This window comes from Mediterraneibacter torques, from assembly GCF_044591705.1.
GTDB lineage: Bacteria > Bacillota > Clostridia > Lachnospirales > Lachnospiraceae > Mediterraneibacter > Mediterraneibacter torques.
In genome coordinates this window covers 2271901-2290220 of record NZ_CP172594.1, presented here as the reverse complement: position 1 = coordinate 2290220, position 18320 = coordinate 2271901, and the positions used below count along the sequence as shown (strand labels likewise).

The 18320-nt window shown below is 44.1% G+C and carries 17 protein-coding genes; 16 read left to right on the top strand and 1 reads right to left on the bottom strand.

The features are described from left to right. Positions 1 to 121: 121 nt before the first annotated feature. The gene (locus ACH9UM_RS10770) at positions 122 to 379 is read right to left on the bottom strand and encodes a helix-turn-helix domain-containing protein (protein ID WP_004847990.1); all 258 of its coding nucleotides are present in this window, start codon (positions 377 to 379) and stop codon (positions 122 to 124) included. Positions 380 to 614: 235 nt separating this feature from the next. Here ACH9UM_RS10770 and ACH9UM_RS10765 point away from each other — a divergent pair, with 235 nt between their 5' ends. The 16 genes from ACH9UM_RS10765 (at position 615) to ACH9UM_RS10690 (ending at position 18306) form a co-directional block, all read left to right on the top strand. Beyond that, positions 615 to 1436, top strand: a complete 822-nt coding sequence (locus tag ACH9UM_RS10765; RefSeq protein WP_004847991.1) for a zinc dependent phospholipase C family protein — start codon at positions 615 to 617, stop codon at positions 1434 to 1436. Between the two features lie 121 nt (positions 1437 to 1557). Next, positions 1558 to 2799, top strand: coding sequence for an MFS transporter (locus ACH9UM_RS10760; protein WP_009320020.1), 1242 nt, complete (start codon positions 1558 to 1560; stop codon positions 2797 to 2799). A gap of 42 nt (positions 2800 to 2841) precedes the next feature. After that, a complete protein-coding gene (locus ACH9UM_RS10755; RefSeq protein ID WP_004847993.1) occupies positions 2842 to 3546 on the top strand; it encodes an ABC transporter ATP-binding protein in 705 nt (234 codons plus the stop codon). 40 nt (positions 3547 to 3586) lie between these two features. After that, positions 3587 to 6715 (top strand): ABC transporter permease, encoded by a 3129-nt coding sequence (locus ACH9UM_RS10750; protein ID WP_004847995.1) that lies wholly within the window; start codon positions 3587 to 3589, stop codon positions 6713 to 6715. 261 nt (positions 6716 to 6976) lie between these two features. Further along, positions 6977 to 8605, top strand: coding sequence for a Na/Pi cotransporter family protein (locus tag ACH9UM_RS10745; protein ID WP_400091306.1), 1629 nt, complete (start codon positions 6977 to 6979; stop codon positions 8603 to 8605). A 173-nt stretch (positions 8606 to 8778) separates the two neighbouring features. Further along, on the top strand, positions 8779 to 9201 hold the full coding sequence (locus ACH9UM_RS10740; protein ID WP_009320019.1) for a hypothetical protein: 423 nt from the start codon (positions 8779 to 8781) through the stop codon (positions 9199 to 9201). Between the two features lie 105 nt (positions 9202 to 9306). Further along, a complete protein-coding gene (locus tag ACH9UM_RS10735) occupies positions 9307 to 9864 on the top strand; it encodes an inorganic diphosphatase (RefSeq protein WP_004848005.1) in 558 nt (185 codons plus the stop codon). A gap of 110 nt (positions 9865 to 9974) precedes the next feature. Continuing rightward, complete coding sequence (locus ACH9UM_RS10730; RefSeq protein WP_004848007.1) at positions 9975 to 10298, top strand: phasin family protein; 324 nt, start codon at positions 9975 to 9977, stop codon at positions 10296 to 10298. Between the two features lie 2 nt (positions 10299 to 10300). Continuing rightward, positions 10301 to 11884: an AarF/ABC1/UbiB kinase family protein gene (locus ACH9UM_RS10725; protein ID WP_004848009.1), complete on the top strand. Its 1584-nt coding sequence runs from the start codon at positions 10301 to 10303 to the stop codon at positions 11882 to 11884. Positions 11885 to 11900: 16 nt separating this feature from the next. Beyond that, positions 11901 to 12299: a diacylglycerol kinase family protein gene (locus ACH9UM_RS10720; RefSeq protein WP_004848010.1), complete on the top strand. Its 399-nt coding sequence runs from the start codon at positions 11901 to 11903 to the stop codon at positions 12297 to 12299. A gap of 77 nt (positions 12300 to 12376) precedes the next feature. Further along, positions 12377 to 13135, top strand: coding sequence for an SseB family protein (locus ACH9UM_RS10715; protein WP_004848013.1), 759 nt, complete (start codon positions 12377 to 12379; stop codon positions 13133 to 13135). Next, a complete protein-coding gene (locus ACH9UM_RS10710; protein WP_004848015.1) occupies positions 13136 to 13558 on the top strand; it encodes a GNAT family N-acetyltransferase in 423 nt (140 codons plus the stop codon). 27 nt (positions 13559 to 13585) lie between these two features. After that, a complete protein-coding gene (locus tag ACH9UM_RS10705) occupies positions 13586 to 14278 on the top strand; it encodes a response regulator transcription factor (protein ID WP_004848017.1) in 693 nt (230 codons plus the stop codon). Continuing rightward, complete coding sequence (locus ACH9UM_RS10700; protein WP_004848019.1) at positions 14275 to 15267, top strand: HAMP domain-containing sensor histidine kinase; 993 nt, start codon at positions 14275 to 14277, stop codon at positions 15265 to 15267. The genes ACH9UM_RS10705 and ACH9UM_RS10700 overlap by 4 nt, the downstream gene beginning before the upstream one ends. Positions 15268 to 15394: 127 nt before the next feature. Further along, the gene (locus ACH9UM_RS10695; RefSeq protein WP_400091302.1) at positions 15395 to 16159 is read left to right on the top strand and encodes an ABC transporter ATP-binding protein; all 765 of its coding nucleotides are present in this window, start codon (positions 15395 to 15397) and stop codon (positions 16157 to 16159) included. Beyond that, complete coding sequence (locus ACH9UM_RS10690; protein ID WP_009243267.1) at positions 16156 to 18306, top strand: ABC transporter permease; 2151 nt, start codon at positions 16156 to 16158, stop codon at positions 18304 to 18306. The genes ACH9UM_RS10695 and ACH9UM_RS10690 overlap by 4 nt, the downstream gene beginning before the upstream one ends. Positions 18307 to 18320: the final 14 nt, after the last annotated feature.

The window sequence follows — 18320 nt, the reverse complement described above, 5'->3', positions numbered from 1 at the left end:
TGAGTTGGAACAGGCGGATGCCTACTCCAGAATCTCTTTTGCATTTTCAGCGGTAATGCCGCATATTTCGGCAATGGATTTATAAGATTCTCCGCGGGAAGCAAGGCGGAAGTATCGAATATTATATCTCGTCTTCTTTTCCGTCGATGAGATAATCGTATGAAACGTGGAAAATCTCAGAGAGTGCTTTTAGCTCCACATCTGTGACATAGCGTTTATTTGTTTCGATTCTTGTAATGACGTTTTTATCCATATCATAGCCGTTTAATTGAAGCTGATAAGCTAAAAGCCGCTGCGACATATTATGCTTCTCTCGAAGTTTGATGAGTCTTTTACTGATCAGATTTTTTTCTCCGGTAGATGTTCTTGGTTTCGGCATAAGTATATTCCTTTCTGAGAACGGTGCGCTTGAAAATGTCTCATTTTCTGCACTTTTTATTGATTTTACAAGGGAAAAGATCTGCGCGGGGTTGTAAAAGTGATACAAAATATCGGATATCGAACGAGAAGTTTGCAAAAATTTAACATATCAAACGGAGTGTAATTCTGGATTTTTTGTCTTGAATATGTGATAATAAAATTAAAAGAAAAAGTACGTGAAAAGAGGAAGATTTATGCCTACGACATATGCACATTACAAATTTGGAAAAGAAGTGATCAGCGCGCTTCCGAGGCCGCTTCGCAGCACAGTTGAGAATCACAGAGAATTATTTGATATCGGACTTCATGGTCCTGATATTCTTTTTTATTATCATCCGATGAAGAGAAATACAGTGAACGGTCAGGGATATGACCTTCATGATAAGCCGGCGGATCTGTTTTTCCGCCACGCTGCGGAAACTGTGAAAAAAGCGGAAGATCCGGCAGCGGCAAGAGCATATATTTACGGTGTCATCTGTCATTTTGCTTTAGACAGTGAGTGCCATCCGTATGTTGAGAAGATGATCCATGAAAGCGGAATCAGCCATTCGGAGATCGAGATGGAGTTTGACCGGCTTCTCTTAAAGGAAGATTATATTAATCCTGTGCGTTATCTTGCCACAAAGCATATCCGTCCGACGAAGGAGAACGGGGCGGTCATAGCGCCGTTTTTTGAAGATCTGACAGCAGAGACGGTACAAAAAGCTTTGAAAGGGATGATTATGTATCATAAGCTTTTGCTGGCGCCCGGCGCGGTAAAAAGGAAGATCCTTTTCGGCGGAATGCGGCTATCAGGGCAGTATGATTCTCTGCATGGGATGGTTATGAGTCTTGAACCGAATCCGGCGTGTAAAGAGTACTGCCGTCTTTTAAAAAGGCTGTTTGCCGGGGCAGTTCCGCTGGCGGCGGGACTGATCATCCGTTACCAGAAAGTTTTGTTTGAGGGAGACGAAATTCCGGAACGTTTTACAAGAACGTTCGGCGCAGGTGAGGGATGGAAAGATCTGCCTTTATAAACAGGCGATAAGCTAAAGCAAAACATGAGCCGAAGACCGGGCAGATGTGGAAAGGATGCGGTACAGCCGTCATGCGGTTCGGGGCTGGCGATGGCAGAATGAGGGAAAGGGAGACAAGGCGATGAAATTTAAACTGACTTCTTTGGAAAAAAAGTGGGTTCTTTATGATGTGGGAAATTCGGCGTTTACAATGATGGTATCGACCATATTTCCGATTTATTTTAATTATCTTGCGGGAAACGCCGGTATATCGGACGTAGATTATCTGGCGTACTGGGGATATGCAACTTCTGTGTGCACGCTTCTTGTGGCGGTTTTAGGGCCGACGCTCGGAGCGATTGCGGATACGAAAAATTTTAAGAAAACAGTGTTTTTTGTTGCGATGGGAGTAGGTGTTTTCGGATGTATTTTGTTAGGGTTTCTGTCATCGTGGATTTGGTTTTTAGGTATTTTTGTACTGGCAAAGACCGGATATTCGGCAAGTCTGATTTTTTATGACGCGATGCTTACTGATGTGACCGACCCGGAACGGATGGACGCAGTTTCGTCTCACGGCTATGCGTGGGGATATATCGGAAGCTGTATTCCGTTTGTGGCATGTCTCGGCGTTGTGCTCGGAGCAAAACCGTTGGGGATCGGAATGCAGACTGCGATGATCATTGCGTTTATTATTACTGCGCTTTGGTGGCTGTTATCGTCTGTACCGCTTCTTCGCTCTTACAGACAGAAATATTTTGCCGAAGTAAACGGACATGTTGTAAAAGACAGTTTTAAGCGGCTTGGGAAAACTTTTGCGGAGTTGGTTAAGGAAAAGCATATTTTTGTATTTTTACTTGCGTTTTTCTTTTATATTGACGGTGTGTATACCGTTATTGATATGGCGACAGCGTACGGACAGGCTCTTGGATTGGACAGCACGGGACTTTTGCTCGCCCTTCTTGTGACACAGATCGTTGCGTTTCCGTCTGTACTTATTTTCGGAAGGATCGTAAAGAAAGTTTCTCCGGAGAAGATCATTACTGTCTGTATCATGGCATATTTTGGAATTGCAGTGTATGCATATTGGCTGGATACTCAGTTTGATTTCTGGATGCTCGCAGTTCTTGTGGGAATGTTCCAGGGAACGATACAGGCGCTTTCAAGATCATATTTTGCGAAGATCATACCGGCGGAGAAGTCGGGAGAATATTTCGGCATTTATGACATTTGCGGCAAAGGCGCATCGGTTATCGGAACGGCGCTCGTATCTTTTATCAGTCAGATGACGGGGAGCATCAATATTGCTGTCAGCGCACTTTCCGTGATGTTTTTAGTTGGGCTTGTATTATTTAGATATTCGGCAAAATTAAATAGCGTGCGATGAAAATCGAATGAGGAAAACATATGGGATGAAAGAGGTGACAGGATGGAGGAATTTGTCAAATTAAAGGATATCACGAAAGTTTATCATATGGGAGAAGTGGAGATCCGGGCAGCAGACAATATTAATTTCTCTATCAAAAAAGGAGAGTTTGTTGTAATTGTCGGACCAAGCGGCGCGGGAAAAACGACGGTGCTTAATATTTTAGGCGGCATGGATACCGCGACAGGCGGAACGCTGACAGTGGACGGAAAAGATATTACGGCGTATGATTCCCGACAGTTGACCGGATACCGCAGGGATGATATCGGATTCGTATTTCAGTTTTACAATCTGATCCCGAATCTGACCGCGCTTGAAAATGTAGAGCTTGCGCTTCAGATATGTAAAGATCCTCTTGATGCAAAAAAGGTATTGGAAGATGTAGGGCTTGGCGACAGATTGGATAATTTTCCGGCGCAGCTTTCCGGAGGCGAGCAGCAGCGTGTTTCGATTGCCCGCGCTCTTGCGAAGAACCCGAAGTTGCTCCTTTGCGACGAGCCGACAGGAGCGCTTGATTATAATACGGGAAAGGCAATTTTGAAGCTTTTACAAAACATGTGCCGGGAACGGGGGATGACAGTGATCGTGATTACCCATAATCAGGCTCTTGCACCTATGGCAGACAGATTGATTCATATTAAGAACGGGCAGGTGTCTCATATGGAAACAAATGAAAACCCGATGTCGATCGATGAGATCGAGTGGTAGTTCGGATAAAAATAAGAAATGGAAATGGCAGGCGGTGTGAATGAAAAAACGTGCGCTGAGAAAAGATTTTTATATGGAGATCAGACGCAGCCTCGGGCGTTTCCTTTCCATCTTTTTCATCGTTGCGATCGGATGTGCCTTCTTTTCGGGAATACGTGCCTCGGAGCCGGATATGCGTTATTCGGGAGACGCGTATTTTGATAATAAGAATATGATGGATCTTAGGATCATCAGTACGATGGGATTGACGGAAGATGACGTAAAGGCGGCTTCAAAAGCAGAAGGGATCGGGCATGTGGAAGGCCGGTATTCTGTGGACGCTCTTTTGGCAGACGGTGATAATCAAATCGTTGTTCATGTCATGTCTATGCTTCCGACGATGAATGAGATACAGCTTGAGGACGGCAGGCTTCCGAATAAGGAAAATGAATGTGTCGTTGATGTGGATTACATGGAAAAAAGCAAACTGAAGATCGGAGATACGATCACGTTTTCAAGCGGTACGGATGCCGAGGTTACAGATTCTTTGAAAACGGATACGTTTCGGATCACAGGTACAGTGAGCAGTCCGGAGTATATTGCTTTTCAGCGGGGCAGTACGACAATCGGAAACGGAAGTGTGCGGGCGTTTGTATATGTACAGGAAGAAAGCTTTGCAATGGACGTCTATACAGAGATTTGTATTCAGGCGGCAGGAGCAAAAGAATTGACGGCATTTACTTCGGAATATGAAGATACGGTCGCGAAAGCAAAAGAAAATATTGAGAAGATCAAGGAGCAGAGACAAAAAGCCCGGTATACGGAAATTGTCGATGAGGCGAACGGGAAAATTGCGGAGGCGGAAGCCGAAGTAACAGATGCACAGACGAAGCTGGAAAACGGGAAAGCGGAAGCGGCGGCAAAGCTGGCGGATGCAAGGCAGAAACTGGAAAACGCGCAGGCACAGATCGATAGTGGGAAAGTGCAGTTGGAGAACTCCAAAGCGGAGGTTGCCGCAACAGAGCAGACCTTGGCACAGAAGCAGACAGAAGTTCAGAACGGAACAGCGGCGCTTGATCAGGGAATTGTGCAGTTGAATCAGCAGATTGAACAATTAAATGCGGTGAAAGCGCAGTATGAGGCTTTGAAAGAAAGCGGAATGACAGACGAAGAAACGCTTGCGGCGTTGGAGCAGATGAGCATGCAGATCCAGATCGGAGACGCAGCTGTGGTCGAGGCACAGGCGCAGATCGATCAGACGAGAGCTCAGCTTCAATATGCGCAAGGGCAGATTGATAACGGGTATGCACAGCTTGAGGCGGCAAGGCAGCAGATCGCAGGCGCGGAAGCCGGGATCATATCCGGCGAGCAGGAGATTGCTTCCGGATGGGAAGAGTATTATGCAGGTGAAGCAGAGGCAAACGCCGAGATCGCCGAAGGCGAGCAAAAGATAGCGGAAGCGCAGGCAGAGCTGGCTGATGCGAAAGCGGAAGTTGCAGAACTGGAAAAGCCGAAATGGTACATTTATGACCGAAATGACCTTCCGGATTATTCGGGATACGGTGATAATGCGGACCGAATGAAAGCGATCGGCGAAGTGTTCCCGGTGATATTTTTCCTAGTGGCGGCACTGATCAGTCTTACGACGATGACCCGTATGGTAGAAGAGCAGAGGACTCAGATCGGAACATTAAAAGCGCTTGGATACGCGAGACATTCGATAGCGGGGAAATATTTGGGATATGCGTTTCTGGCGACCCTTCTTGGAAGCGCGGCCGGTATCTTTACCGGGGAGAAGATATTTCCGTATATTATCATCAATGCATACGGGATAATGTATAAACACATGAATGAACTGCTCATACCGTATAATGTGATGTACGGGATAGGAGCGGCGGGAACGGCGCTGTTTTGTACATTGGCGGCGACGATACTGGCATGTTATAAGGAACTGCGCGAACAGGCGGCTCAACTGATGCGTCCGCCGACGCCGAAGCAGGGTCAGAGAGTCGTTTTTGAGAAGATTACATTTTTGTGGAAGCGGCTGAATTTTTCCTGGAAAGCAAGCGTGCGTAATCTTGTCAGATATAAGAAACGGTTTTTTATGACGATTTTCGGCATCGGAGGATGTATGGGACTGATGATCGTAGGGTTCGGTTTGAAAGATTCGATCTTTGCGGTTGTCGATATTCAGTACGGCGAGATTCAGCGATATGACGGAACGGTCATTATGGCGGAAGGCGCTTCGGAAAAAGAAAAAGGTGAAGTCGCGCAGATGCTTGGAAAAGAAACAGAAGTAGACGATGCGATGGAAGGCATACTGACTCAGATTACAATCGGAAACGGAAGTAAATGGCACGATGTCTATCTGGATGTGCCGAAAGATAAAAAGCAATTCCCGGAGTTTGTGACTTTGAAAGAAAGGACGACGGATAGAAGATATTCTCTGGATGAAAAAGAAGTTGTTTTGACAGAAAAAATCGCGAAGGAACTGGAAGTACAGGCAGGAGACATGATTACGATCCGTGATGAAGAGAAAGGAGATCTCAAGGTCAAGATCAAAGCTGTCTGCGAAAATTATATGGGACATTACCTGTACATGACGGCAGATGCGTATGAGGCTGTTTATAACGAAAAACCGGAGTACAATGCCGTTTTCTATAAGACGGTTTCAGGAACGACAAAAGAAGCGCAAAGTGTCGGCGAAGATATTCTTCAGCTTCCGGGAGCGTTGAGTGTGAGCTATACGACTGATTTGAAACAACAGGTAGACGATATGTTGGGAGCGCTTGACATTGTGATCGTTGTTCTGACAATATCGGCAGGAATGCTGGCATTTGTCGTTTTGTATAATCTGAACAACATTAATATTACAGAGCGAAAGAGAGAACTGGCAACGCTGAAAGTTTTAGGATTTTATCCGAATGAAGTTTCGGCGTATGTATATCGGGAAAATATCGTACTTACGGTTTTAGGCGCTCTTTTCGGCGTCGCTCTCGGAAAGATACTTCATCGCTTTATCATTGTCACTGTCGAGATAGATACGGTTATGTTTGGCAGAAATATCGATATGAGCAGTTTTGTATACAGTTTTCTTTTGACGGTTGCGTTCTCTATGATCGTAAACGGAGCGATGTATTTTAAACTTAAAAAGATCAATATGGTCGAATCACTGAAAAGTGTGGAATAAAAACCTAAAAAGCATTTTGTCAAGGCTGTGCGTTGAAGCGATTCCGGATCGTCCTCACCGCGCAGCTTTATATTATCGGCAATGAGCGGTCTGTTAAGGCAGCGTTAAGAAAGTGTTAGGAAAATGTAGGGAAAGGGTAAAATGGAATTGACATACCGGTTGGCGGATGTTAATTTAAAAAAGCGCGTCGAAGCAGACGTGTGTATAAAGAAAAACAGAATATAGAAAAAATAAGACGATTTACAAAAGGAGAAAAATGGAATGGGAATAACAGACGTACTTGCTTTGCTCGGCGGTCTTGCATTGTTTTTATACGGAATGCAGATGATGAGCACGGGATTGGAAGCAGCAGCCGGCAACCGGATGAAGTCGATCCTTGAAAAACTGACATCGAACCGTATAAAAGGTGTGCTTGTCGGAGCAGCCATCACAGCGGTCATTCAGTCGTCTTCTGCAACGACGGTCATGGTAGTAGGGTTTGTAAATTCAGGATTGATGACATTAAAACAGGCGGTATGGGTGATCATGGGAGCCAATATCGGAACGACGATTACAGGTCAGCTCATTGCTCTTGATATCGGAGCGATCGCTCCGCTTTTTGCGATCGCAGGCGTAGGAGCGATCATGTTTATCAAAAGTGAAAAGGTACATCATATCAGCAGTATTTTTGCCGGACTTGGTATTCTTTTTATGGGAATGGATATGATGGGGGCGGCAATGTCGCCTTTGAAAGAGTCGGAAGCGTTTATCAGTCTGATGACGAAGTTCGACAATCCGCTTCTCGGTATTTTGGTAGGCGCGCTTTTTACGGCAGTGATCCAGTCATCTTCTGCATCGGTCGGTATTTTGCAGGCGCTTGCGTCTACCGGTATGATCCCGCTCTCAAGCGCGGTGTTCGTTTTGTTCGGACAAAACATCGGAACATGTATCACGGCAGTTTTGGCATCGATCGGAATGAAGGTAAATGCAAAGCGTACGACGGTTATCCATCTGTTATTTAATATAATCGGCACGGTATTATTTACGGTGATCTGTCTTGTGACGCCGTATGTGACATGGATCGAAGCGATGACGCCCGGAGATCCGGTGGCGCAGATCGCAAATGCCCATACAGTCTTTAATATCGTGACGACACTGCTGCTTCTTCCGTTTGGAACACATATGGCGAATATAGCGGTTCGCATTCTTCCGGACAGCAAAAAGGCAGACGATGAAGACCTTCGCCTGAAATATATCCGTCCGTTTGAATCTTCCTATGCGATCGGCCACAGCGCGGTGGCAGTGTCACAGGTTCGTGATGAAGTTAACAGAATGAGAGATATGGTGGCGAAAAATATAAGCGACTCGTTTGACTCGCTTGTTCAATATGATGAGAAACTTCGCAAAAAAGTGTCTGAGAGAGAAGAATATATTGATTTCCTCAATAAAGGCATATCCGAATATATCGTTTCACTTATGGCAAGCGAGATGAATATGTCAGATTCGAGAAAGATCAACGGATATTATGCGATTATAAGCAATCTGGAACGGATCGGAGATCATGCTGTCAATCTTGCAGAATATGGCGACGATATGAGAAAATGGGAGATTGATTTTTCAGATACGGTTAAAGAAGAACTCAATGAGATGAAAGCGCAGTGTATTGCGGTGCTTGATAATCTGAAAGAAGTAACTTCCGAAAATGTAGAACGGATACTAAGTCAGGCAGTTATCATAGAGCAGAAAACGGACGATATGCGGGATAAGTATTTTAAAAAGCAGATGCAGCGTCTGAAAAAAGGAAAATGTAAGCCGCAAAGCGGTATCGTCTTTTCTGAAATACTGACAGATTTTGAAAGAATGGGCGATCACGCATTGAATATCGCACAGCAGTACAGAGAAATGGAATAGAATAGAAGAGAAGACATCTCACAGGAAGTGGGGTGTCTTTTTTATATGTGAAAATCATCTGTTATAAAAATGTCTCATATTTTCAACCGATTTTCTTGATTCCGGCAAAAACAGATTATATAATCGGTTGTAAAAGTGATACAAATATTGACGAAAAAGACAGGTGATGCAAAGTGAAGCGAAAAAGAGATCAGAGAAGATGCAGGGGTGCGGCAGGAAAAATTCCGGCGTTGATTTTTTGCGCGGCGGCAGTTTTGTGTATTGTGATATGGGTGATGCGTCACGCGCAGATGCAGGAGGGAAACGAACCGGATGTTGTGGCGAGCCGATGTGAAAATAATGTGTATGATCTGACCGTTGCGGCGAATTGTGATGAAATCAAAGATGCAGAAGCATTTGCGGAAAAAGTTGTTCAAAAATACGAAGAAAACTCATTTCGCACAACGAAGTTTTCGGTAGATTTAGGAGAAGATATTGATTTGGTTCGCTTTCATGTTTATTTAAGAAGGGAAGAGATAGGGGAAAAAGAAGAATTGTTTCAGATTCGCTATCAAGACGGAGATATAATACTGGACGGAATCAACGGAAAGAGGTAAAATCATATTATGAATTTAAACAGGACGTTTCCGCAGAGCAAATAGCCGGACAGGATCTGTAAGAACACGGCGCGTCTGATATGCGGGAATAGTGAGGAGGTTAGTATGGGAAGTATATGGCATGATATCAGTGAGGAAAGGATTTTTCCGACAGATTTTATCTCGGTGATCGAGATTTCAAAAGGAAGCAAGAAAAAATACGAATTAGATAAAGAAACAGGGTATATCATCCTTGACCGAATCTTGTATACGTCAACGCATTATCCGATGAATTACGGATTTATCCCGAGAACCCTCGGAGACGACGGCGATCCGCTCGATGTGCTCGTGATGTGTTCAGAGCCGCTTGAGCCTTTGACTCTTGTAAGATGTTATCCGATCGGCGTTATGAAGATGACAGACGGAGGAGCGGGAGATGAGAAGATCATAGCGATTCCGTGGGCAGATCCTACATATGAGGCGTATACGGATATTTCCGAGCTTCCAAAACATATTTTTGAAGAGATCAAACATTTCTTTACCGTATACAAAGATCTGGAAGGTAAGAGAACGGCGGTGGACGAGTTTGAAGGCGCGCTTGGCGCAGTAAAGATCATCGAAGAATGCATCGACCGCTATAAAGAGAAATACGGTTCGGGCGAGTCTGATAAAACAACAGAATAATAAGAATAATAAGAAGAATAAAAAGATAGAGTAAGGCAGAACAATAAACGTAGTATCAAAGCACAGAGGCGTACGAAATGTAGGCCGGCTGAAAGGAGCTGAAGGCTATTATGGATAAACTCAGTGATAATTTGAAAAAGATCTTTCTGGCAGGGATCGGAGCAGTTGCCGTTACTGCCGAAAAGTCAAAAGATCTTCTTGATGAAATGGTAGAAAAGGGAGAACTGACAGTAGAGCAGGGAAAAGTGCTGAATGAAGAGTTAAAGCACAATGTGAAAAAGACAGTAAAAGAGAAGGTGAATGCGCTGAAACCGGCATCGGCAGAGGAACTTTCGGATCTTCTTGATAAGATGACGCCGGAGCAGATTGCCGCTTTGAAAGAGCAGATCCTGAAAAAAGAAGAAGCGAGCGAAACTGCGCCGGATGAAGCATAATTATGAGCAGTATAGAACCGATGGAATATAATTCAAGGCTGAAGGAAATTGTGGCTGTGCTCCGCAAACATAGTATTACAAAGGGAGTGACGCCTTTAAAGCTTCGGGAAATCATAGAAGATCTCGGACCGACATTTATTAAACTCGGTCAGATCATGGCGATGCATTCTGATATTTTACCGAAGCGTTATTGCGATGAGCTGATGCAGCTTTGTTCAGATGTAAAACCGATGCCGTTTGAGGAAGTTTTATCGGTCATAGAAGAATCTTACGGGCGGTCGTGGAGAAGAGTTTTCTCCCATATAGATGAATCCTGTCAGGGGGCGGCGTCGATCGCGCAGGTGCATCGCGCCACGTTAAAAAGCGGAGAAGAAGTTGTCGTAAAAGTCCAGCGCAGGGGAATTTATGAAAAGATGGCAAGGGATATTGAGCTTCTTCGCAAAGCGATCAAATTAATGCCGCCTGTCAGTTTGAAAAATATGGCTGATTTTGATCTCGTTTTAGACGAATTGTGGACTGTGACAAGAGACGAGATGAACTTTCTTACAGAAGCATCTAATATGGAAGAATTCGCAAGGAGAAACAAAGACGTTCATTTTGTCGGAACACCGAAATTATATCAGCAGTATACGACTGTCCATGTACTTGTTATGGAATACATCGATGGATGTGCGGTAGACGATAAGGAGCGGCTGAAGGAAGAGGGATATGACCTTAAGGAGATCGGCAGCAAACTTGTCGATAACTACATTAAACAGGTGATGGACGACGGATTTTTTCATGCAGATCCTCATTCGGGAAATGTAAAGATACGAGACGGCAAGATCGTATGGATCGATATGGGAATGATGGGGCGGCTTACGGAGCGTGACAGAGAGATGCTTGGCAAGGCAATCGAAGGGATCGCTTTAAACGATATCGGTTTGATCCGGCAGGCAGTGCTCGGTCTGGGAGAATTTAAAGAGCGTCCGGATCAGAGAAAATTATACGAAGGTATCGAAGGACTGATGTTGAAGTACGGTCATGAAGATATGGGCAAGATCAATGTCGGGGAAGTTACGGTTGATCTGATGGATGTGATGAAAGTCAATAAGATCAGAATGCCTCACGGGCTGACGCTTTTGGCGAGAGGCCTGACCCATATGGAAGGAGTTCTGGCAGCGATCGCGCCTGATATTAATATGGCGGAAATTGCCGCCGCCCGTATTTCGGGAGATTTTTTCCGTAATTTTGACTGGAAAAAAGAATTGAAAAGCAGCGGAAAAAGCGCAGTGAAATCGATGCGAAAGGCGTTGGATATCCCGTCGATGGTGTCTGATATGATGGCGGGATATTTAAAAGGACAGGCAAAGGTGAATCTTGATCTGCGGGCATCGGATGATCTTGCCTTTCTGCTGCGCAGACTTGTAAGAAACATTGTTATGGGTTTGTGGGTCATGGCGCTTCTGATCAGTTCAAGTATTATCTGTACGACAGATATGAGTCCGAAAATACTCGGCATTCCGGCGCTTGGGGCGATCGGATATATTCTTGCGTTTTTGATCGTACTATACGTATTTATCAAACATATTTTTTCGAGAAAATAAAATCAGGTACAAAGTAATGGAAAAAAACAGAAACGAAAACAACAGAAAAAATCCTCTGAATAAAAGTTTTGGGTATGCTTTTGAAGGAATCCGGACCGGAATCCGTAAAGAAAGAAATATGAAGATCCACTGTCTGGCAGTGATTGCGGTAACCGTTGCCGGAACTTTTCTTCATATTAAACCTGTCGAGTGGTGCATCTGTTTGCTGTTGTTTGGTCTGATCCTGTCGCTGGAGCTTGTGAATACGGCGTTGGAAGCGGTGGTAGATCTTGTGACTAAGGAGAAAAAACCATTGGCGAAGATCGCGAAAGATACAGCGGCAGGGGCGGTTCTTGTATCGGCGATCGCCGCAGCGATCATCGGATGCATTATTTTTGTTCCATATTTGTTAGAATTGATAAAATCAAAGAGATAGTGTATTATTATTGACAGACACTCAAAATGCATCAGGACAGACAAAGGTGAGAGAAGACAGGAAAGGAAAAGCTGAAAATGAGCGAGAAAGAAACAAAAGTGACAAAACAGGAGACATTGGCGGCTCTGCGCAATCCGGGTGAATTATATGTTATTATGTCGGCAGCGACAAAGATGCCGTTTGTAAAATGTGACGAGGAGACATTTGACGATGAGATCTTCCTTTATTATCAGATGGAAGATGCAAAAGACAAGGCGCGTAAGCTTCTTGATGAAAAATATGTAAGCGCTGTGGCAAAGCTTGCGAAAGAGCAGCTGCTTCCTTTTTTCACAAGTCTTTATATAATGGGAGTAAACGCACTGGCGGTCAACAGCGGAACAGATATGGAAATTACAGTTCAGCTTTCAGATCTGGTAACGAGAAATATACCGAAGGAACTTCCGGAAGGAAAGCAGATCGTGGAAAACCCGGCGCTCCATCTGACGGCGGCTTATTTTATGCAGGAACTTAGAAAACAGGAGCAGCCGCAGATGACGGAAGAATTAAAAGAACTTCAGGAAGAACTTTTGGCTCATTACGGAAAGGGAACGTTTTTGATTCCTGTTGAAGAGAACGGTCAGATTCCGATACTGAAGCAAAAAGACGGTTCGCTGTATCAGCCTGTTTTTACGGATGTGCTGGAATTTCAGAAGTTCACGAAAGGAAGACCGGTCAGATCGGCAGTTGTTCCGGGGGAAAAGATCGCAGAATTGCTGATGGAAGATGTAAAAGGCGTTGTGCTGAATCCTCTCGGAGTGAATGTGCAGCTTCAGGTGGCACGAAGAAAGAGAGAGTAAATGGAAGAATTAGTAGTGTATTTGAGAAAAGAATATTTCAGGGCAGTCGATCTTACAGATAAGAGCGGACATATATTGGAGTTTAAATATATGCCGAAAACGGTCGACGTGTACGAGAAAGGATTGTCCGTATTTCATATGGAATACGTGATGGAAAACAGGACGAAAGTAAGAGTCATTGAATTTTACCTGACAGATTTCGGACTGCGTGGGAAAGGCTATGGAACGGCATGTATGAATGAGATCGTGACAGAGCTTGGCAAAAAAGGGATTACTTTAATCTATGCTCCGACAGGTTATGATCTTGCTCCGCTTGGTTATACAGGTCCGGCGCAGTACAAGGAACTGATGGCGGGATTTTATGAGAAAACAGGATTTACGACAAGCGGAGACGGAGATCTGATGATGAAGATCCTTGACTGAAAAAAGACGAATAAAGGGAGCGGCGGCATGTATAAAATACTGATTATTGAAGACGATTTGACAATGGCGCAGGCAATCCAAAAAGAGATGAAGATGTGGGGAAACGACGCGCAGTACGTTCAGGATTTTAAAAACGTACTTGAAACTTTTGCGGAATTTGACCCGCATCTTGTTCTTATGGACATTACTCTGCCATTTTACAACGGGTACCACTGGTGCAGCGAGATTAGGAAAATATCGAACGTACCGGTAATTTTTATTTCTTCGGCGGCTGATAATATGAACATTATCATGGCTGTGAATATGGGAGGAGATGATTTTGTTCCGAAGCCGTTCGATCTCAGTGTGCTGACGGCGAAGGTCCAGGCGGTACTTCGCAGAACATACGACCTGTCCGGAAAAGTACCGGTTCTTGAGCATCAGGGAGCAATACTGAACTTGAATGACGCGTCGCTTACTTATAATGGGGAGAAGATCGATCTTACGAAAAATGAATTTCGTATTCTTCAGACACTGATGGAAAATAAAGGCCGTCTCGTAAGCAGAGATACTTTGATGACCCGGCTGTGGGAGACGGATAATTATATTGAAGAAAATACGTTGACGGTCAATATCGCCAGACTGCGCAGAAAACTGGACAAAGCGGGACTTACGGATTTTATTTCCACAAAAGTCGGAGAAGGTTATATTATCAGACAGGAACGGCAGGTGAGCGAATGAAACGATTTTTAGGCTATCTGTATGACTGCCGTTATATGTGGATTTGGTTTATTTTGAGCGGGGGCGCTTTCGTACTCTGTTTTGCGTTGTACGAAGTGGAGCTTAAAGCGGCGGTATATCCCGTGCTTTTAAGCGCGGTGTTTGGGATTCTGTTTTTCGTTTTAGGGTATCTGAGACGGGAGAAAAAGTACAAACGTCTTTTTCAGATCAGTGAGACCGGCGGTATCGTATCGGAAAGTCTGCCAAAACCGGACTGTATGACGGAAAGAGAATATCAGAAGATATTGCTTAGATCCGAAGAAGAGTACAGAAAGCAGAGGGAAGAATGGCAGGCAGCCAGAAAAGATATGAATGATTATTATGCGACATGGGTACATCAGATCAAAGCTCCGATCGCAGTGATGCGGGTTTTGCTTCAACAGGAAGATACTCCGATCAACAGAGAGCTTACAGGAGAATTGTTCCGGGTAGAACAGTATGTGGAAATGGCGCTTTGTTACGTGCGTTTAGGAGAAGGTGCGTCCGATCTTGTGATCAAAGAATATCCTCTGGATGATATGATCCGAAAAGCGATCCGAAAGTATGCGGGACAGTTGATCAGAAGGAAACTTAGGGTCATATACGAAGGAACGGATATCTGCGTTCTCACAGATGAAAAATGGCTTGTGTTTATTATTGAGCAGCTTTTGTCGAACGCAGTAAAATATACGGTAAGCGGAAATGTGACGATCACGGTAGACAGAGAGAAAAAGCAGCTTAGTATCAGCGATACGGGAATCGGTATTTCACCTGAAGATCTTCCCCGTATTTTTGAAAAAGGTTATACCGGATATAACGGAAGGCTGGATAAAAAATCTACAGGAATAGGACTTTACCTTTGCCGGACGGCGGCGGATAAGCTGGGACATAAGCTGACGGCGCAGTCAACTGTAGGAAAGGGAAGCAGCTTTACGATCGATCTGTCGTCCTATCCGTTAGAAGTTGAATAAAGGCTGCATGGAAATGCCTTACAAATTTGTCACATAGGCGGGCCGGAATGTCACCAAATTCGATGTTGGCATTCCGGCTCTTTTGTTATACTTTCACTATCAAGTAAAAAAGAGGAGGATGTATGAAATGGCAGTTTTAGATGTCAAAAATTTGAAGAAAATATACAGACCGCGTTTCGGCGGCAATCAGGTGCAGGCATTATCCTGTGTAAACTTTTCTGTGGAAGAAGGAGAATATGTGGCGATCATGGGAGAGAGCGGCTCAGGTAAGACGACGCTTCTTAATATTATGGCGGCTTTGGATAAACCGACGGAAGGAACAGTCCTTCTTGACGGCAAACCGTTGTCTTCTATAAAAGACAAAGATATCGCACAGTTTCGGTGCGACAATCTTGGATTTGTTTTTCAGGAATTTAACTTGTTGGATACGTTTAATGTGAAGGACAATATCTTGCTCCCTCTTGTGTTGAAAGGTGAAAATTATAAGCATATGGATTCAAAGCTGCAGCCGATTGCAAAGGAACTTGGTATTTCGGCGCTTCTTGAAAAATATCCGTATGAAATTTCCGGAGGTCAGAAACAAAGAGCCGCTGTTGCAAGGGCGCTGATCACAGAACCGCGGCTGATCCTGGCAGATGAGCCGACAGGAGCGCTTGATTCTCGTTCAACAGACGAACTGCTCGGATTGTTTGCGCGGATCAACGCAGGAGGTCAGACGATCCTTATGGTAACTCATTCAGTGAAAGCGGCGAGCAAAGCCGGACGCGTTTTGTTTATCCGTGACGGAGAAGTGTTCCATCAGGTATACAGAGGTCAGATGACGGACGAACAACTTTATCAGAAGATTTCGGATACGCTGACGATGCTTGCGACAGGTGGTGACAGACGATGAAAAAAGGATTTTATATCAGGCTGGCAGGGGAAGGCATTTCAAAAAACAGAAAATTGTATTTTCCGTATATTTTGACATGTATCTGTATGATCATGATGTACTATATCGTTTCTTTTCTGTCGATAAGTAAAGAACTGGCGTCTATCCGGGGCGGGGAAATGCTTCAGGGACTGCTCTCTATGGGAGTGTTTGTAGTTGCGGTATTCGCATTGATCTTTCTGTATTATACGAACTCGTTTCTTATAAGGAAAAGGAAGAAAGAACTTGGATTATATAATATTCTCGGGATGGGCAAACGTAATCTGGTAAGAATTCTTTTGTGGGAAAATATACTGACTGCCGTGATTTCTCTGGTTATCGGAATCGTGTTCGGAATTCTGTTCTCAAAACTTGCGGAACTTCTGGCAATTAAGCTTCTTGACGGGGCGACCGGATTCGGAGTTCATATAGAAATGAAGCCGATCCTTATGACAGTCGGTCTGTTTCTTGCGATCTTTCTGCTTATTATGATCCGCATGCTTGTGTCGGTATATAAACTTCGTCCGATTGAGATGCTCAGAAGTGAGAATGTCGGCGAAAAACCGCCGAAGGCAAACTGGCTCTTTGCATTTGCGGGAGCGGTGATCCTTGCCGGAGCATATTATCTGGCTGTGAAGATCATCGATCCGACAACTGCGATGCTTGTATTCTTTCTCGCGGTTGTTATGGTGATCATTGCCACATACCTTCTGTTTATTGCAGGTTCGGTCGCTCTTTGCAAGCTGCTGCAAAAGAGCAAAAAGTATTATTATAAGACGAGACACTTTGTATCTTTGTCACAGATGGTTTACCGAATGAAGAGAAACGGAGCGGGTCTGGCGTCGATCTGTATTTTATCTACGATGGTGCTTGTGACGATCTCGTCTACGATGTGTATTTATGCAGATACGGAATCGTCGATCAGAAACCGTTATCCACATGACATCACGATCGAGTGGAGCGGGAAAACATCCCTTCCGCAAAATGAGGACGGAACAGATACAGAATTAAAAGACAGCGTAGTGCAGCGTTTGACGCCGGAGATGACCATGACGTATAAAGAGGCTGTGGAAAAGGTGCTTGAATCTCATAAAGTAAAGGCTGAGAACTTGGAAAATTATAATCTTTACTCTCTTTCCGGAGTACAGTCAGACGATGTTTTAAGTATTGATTTTGAAAAGATGAAAGGGGAGATTTCCTCGATTAATGCAGGGATGTCAGGATCTGTGAAGACGATGTATTTTACAACAATGGATGATTACAACAAACTGAAAGGCACAGACAAGACTTTGGCTGAAGATGAGATGATGCTCTACTCATATAAAACAGATTATGAGTATGATTCCTTTACGATCGACGGCGTCGGAACATGGAAAGTAGAGACAATGAAAGAACCTCCGATAGGGGTAGGCAACGCCATGGCGAATATGCAGGGGTCATATCAGGTTGTTGTAAAAGATTTGTCTGTGATCGAAAAAATAGCGACTGCGTACGAAACGATCAATGCAAAACCTTTGCAGGACGGAACATTGTACCTGCTTTCCCTGAAAGAATGTTATGACTTTGATCTGAAATGTGATGAAGAAAAACAGATAGAGATTTACAAGGATATTTTGGAATCTTTTGAGCATATATCCGAAGCGGCAGATGAACAGGGCAATCGGATGGGAGATTCGCTGGCAAATTATTATGCGGACAGTAAAGCGTACGGTAAAGGAGATTTCATTGCGCTCAACGGCGGATTGTTTTTCCTCGGAGTGCTTCTCGGAGCGGTATTCCTGTTCGGTACTGTGCTGATTATGTACTACAAGCAGATTTCCGAAGGATATGAAGATCAGGATCGCTTTAATATTCTTATGAAAGTGGGAATGACAAAGAAAGAAGTGAAGCAGACGATCAACTCTCAGGTGCTTACTGTATTTTTCATGCCTCTGATCATGGCGGGAATTCATCTTGCGTTTGCATTTCCGATGATTCAGAAAATACTGATGCTTATGTCAGGCGTGGAAGCGAAAGTATTTGTGATCGTGACGATCGGATGTTATCTCGTGTTTGCACTCTTCTATGTACTTGTTTATGTCGTAACGTCAAAAAGCTATTATACGATCATAAGCAGTAAGGAAAAATAGAAAAAATCAATAAA

Coding starts and splice junctions, on each gene's coding strand:
- ACH9UM_RS10765 (WP_004847991.1), top strand. CDS start 615: ATGCCTACGACATATGCACATTACAAATTTGGAAAAGAAGTGATCAGC.
- ACH9UM_RS10730 (WP_004848007.1), top strand. CDS start 9,975: ATGGATAAACTCAGTGATAATTTGAAAAAGATCTTTCTGGCAGGGATC.
- ACH9UM_RS10700 (WP_004848019.1), top strand. CDS start 14,275: ATGAAACGATTTTTAGGCTATCTGTATGACTGCCGTTATATGTGGATT.
- ACH9UM_RS10720 (WP_004848010.1), top strand. CDS start 11,901: ATGGAAAAAAACAGAAACGAAAACAACAGAAAAAATCCTCTGAATAAA.
- ACH9UM_RS10770 (WP_004847990.1), bottom strand. CDS start 379: ATGCCGAAACCAAGAACATCTACCGGAGAAAAAAATCTGATCAGTAAA.
- ACH9UM_RS10745 (WP_400091306.1), top strand. CDS start 6,977: ATGGGAATAACAGACGTACTTGCTTTGCTCGGCGGTCTTGCATTGTTT.
- ACH9UM_RS10715 (WP_004848013.1), top strand. CDS start 12,377: ATGAGCGAGAAAGAAACAAAAGTGACAAAACAGGAGACATTGGCGGCT.
- ACH9UM_RS10750 (WP_004847995.1), top strand. CDS start 3,587: ATGAAAAAACGTGCGCTGAGAAAAGATTTTTATATGGAGATCAGACGC.
- ACH9UM_RS10695 (WP_400091302.1), top strand. CDS start 15,395: ATGGCAGTTTTAGATGTCAAAAATTTGAAGAAAATATACAGACCGCGT.
- ACH9UM_RS10725 (WP_004848009.1), top strand. CDS start 10,301: ATGAGCAGTATAGAACCGATGGAATATAATTCAAGGCTGAAGGAAATT.
- ACH9UM_RS10755 (WP_004847993.1), top strand. CDS start 2,842: ATGGAGGAATTTGTCAAATTAAAGGATATCACGAAAGTTTATCATATG.
- ACH9UM_RS10760 (WP_009320020.1), top strand. CDS start 1,558: ATGAAATTTAAACTGACTTCTTTGGAAAAAAAGTGGGTTCTTTATGAT.
- ACH9UM_RS10690 (WP_009243267.1), top strand. CDS start 16,156: ATGAAAAAAGGATTTTATATCAGGCTGGCAGGGGAAGGCATTTCAAAA.
- ACH9UM_RS10735 (WP_004848005.1), top strand. CDS start 9,307: ATGGGAAGTATATGGCATGATATCAGTGAGGAAAGGATTTTTCCGACA.
- ACH9UM_RS10705 (WP_004848017.1), top strand. CDS start 13,586: ATGTATAAAATACTGATTATTGAAGACGATTTGACAATGGCGCAGGCA.
- ACH9UM_RS10710 (WP_004848015.1), top strand. CDS start 13,136: ATGGAAGAATTAGTAGTGTATTTGAGAAAAGAATATTTCAGGGCAGTC.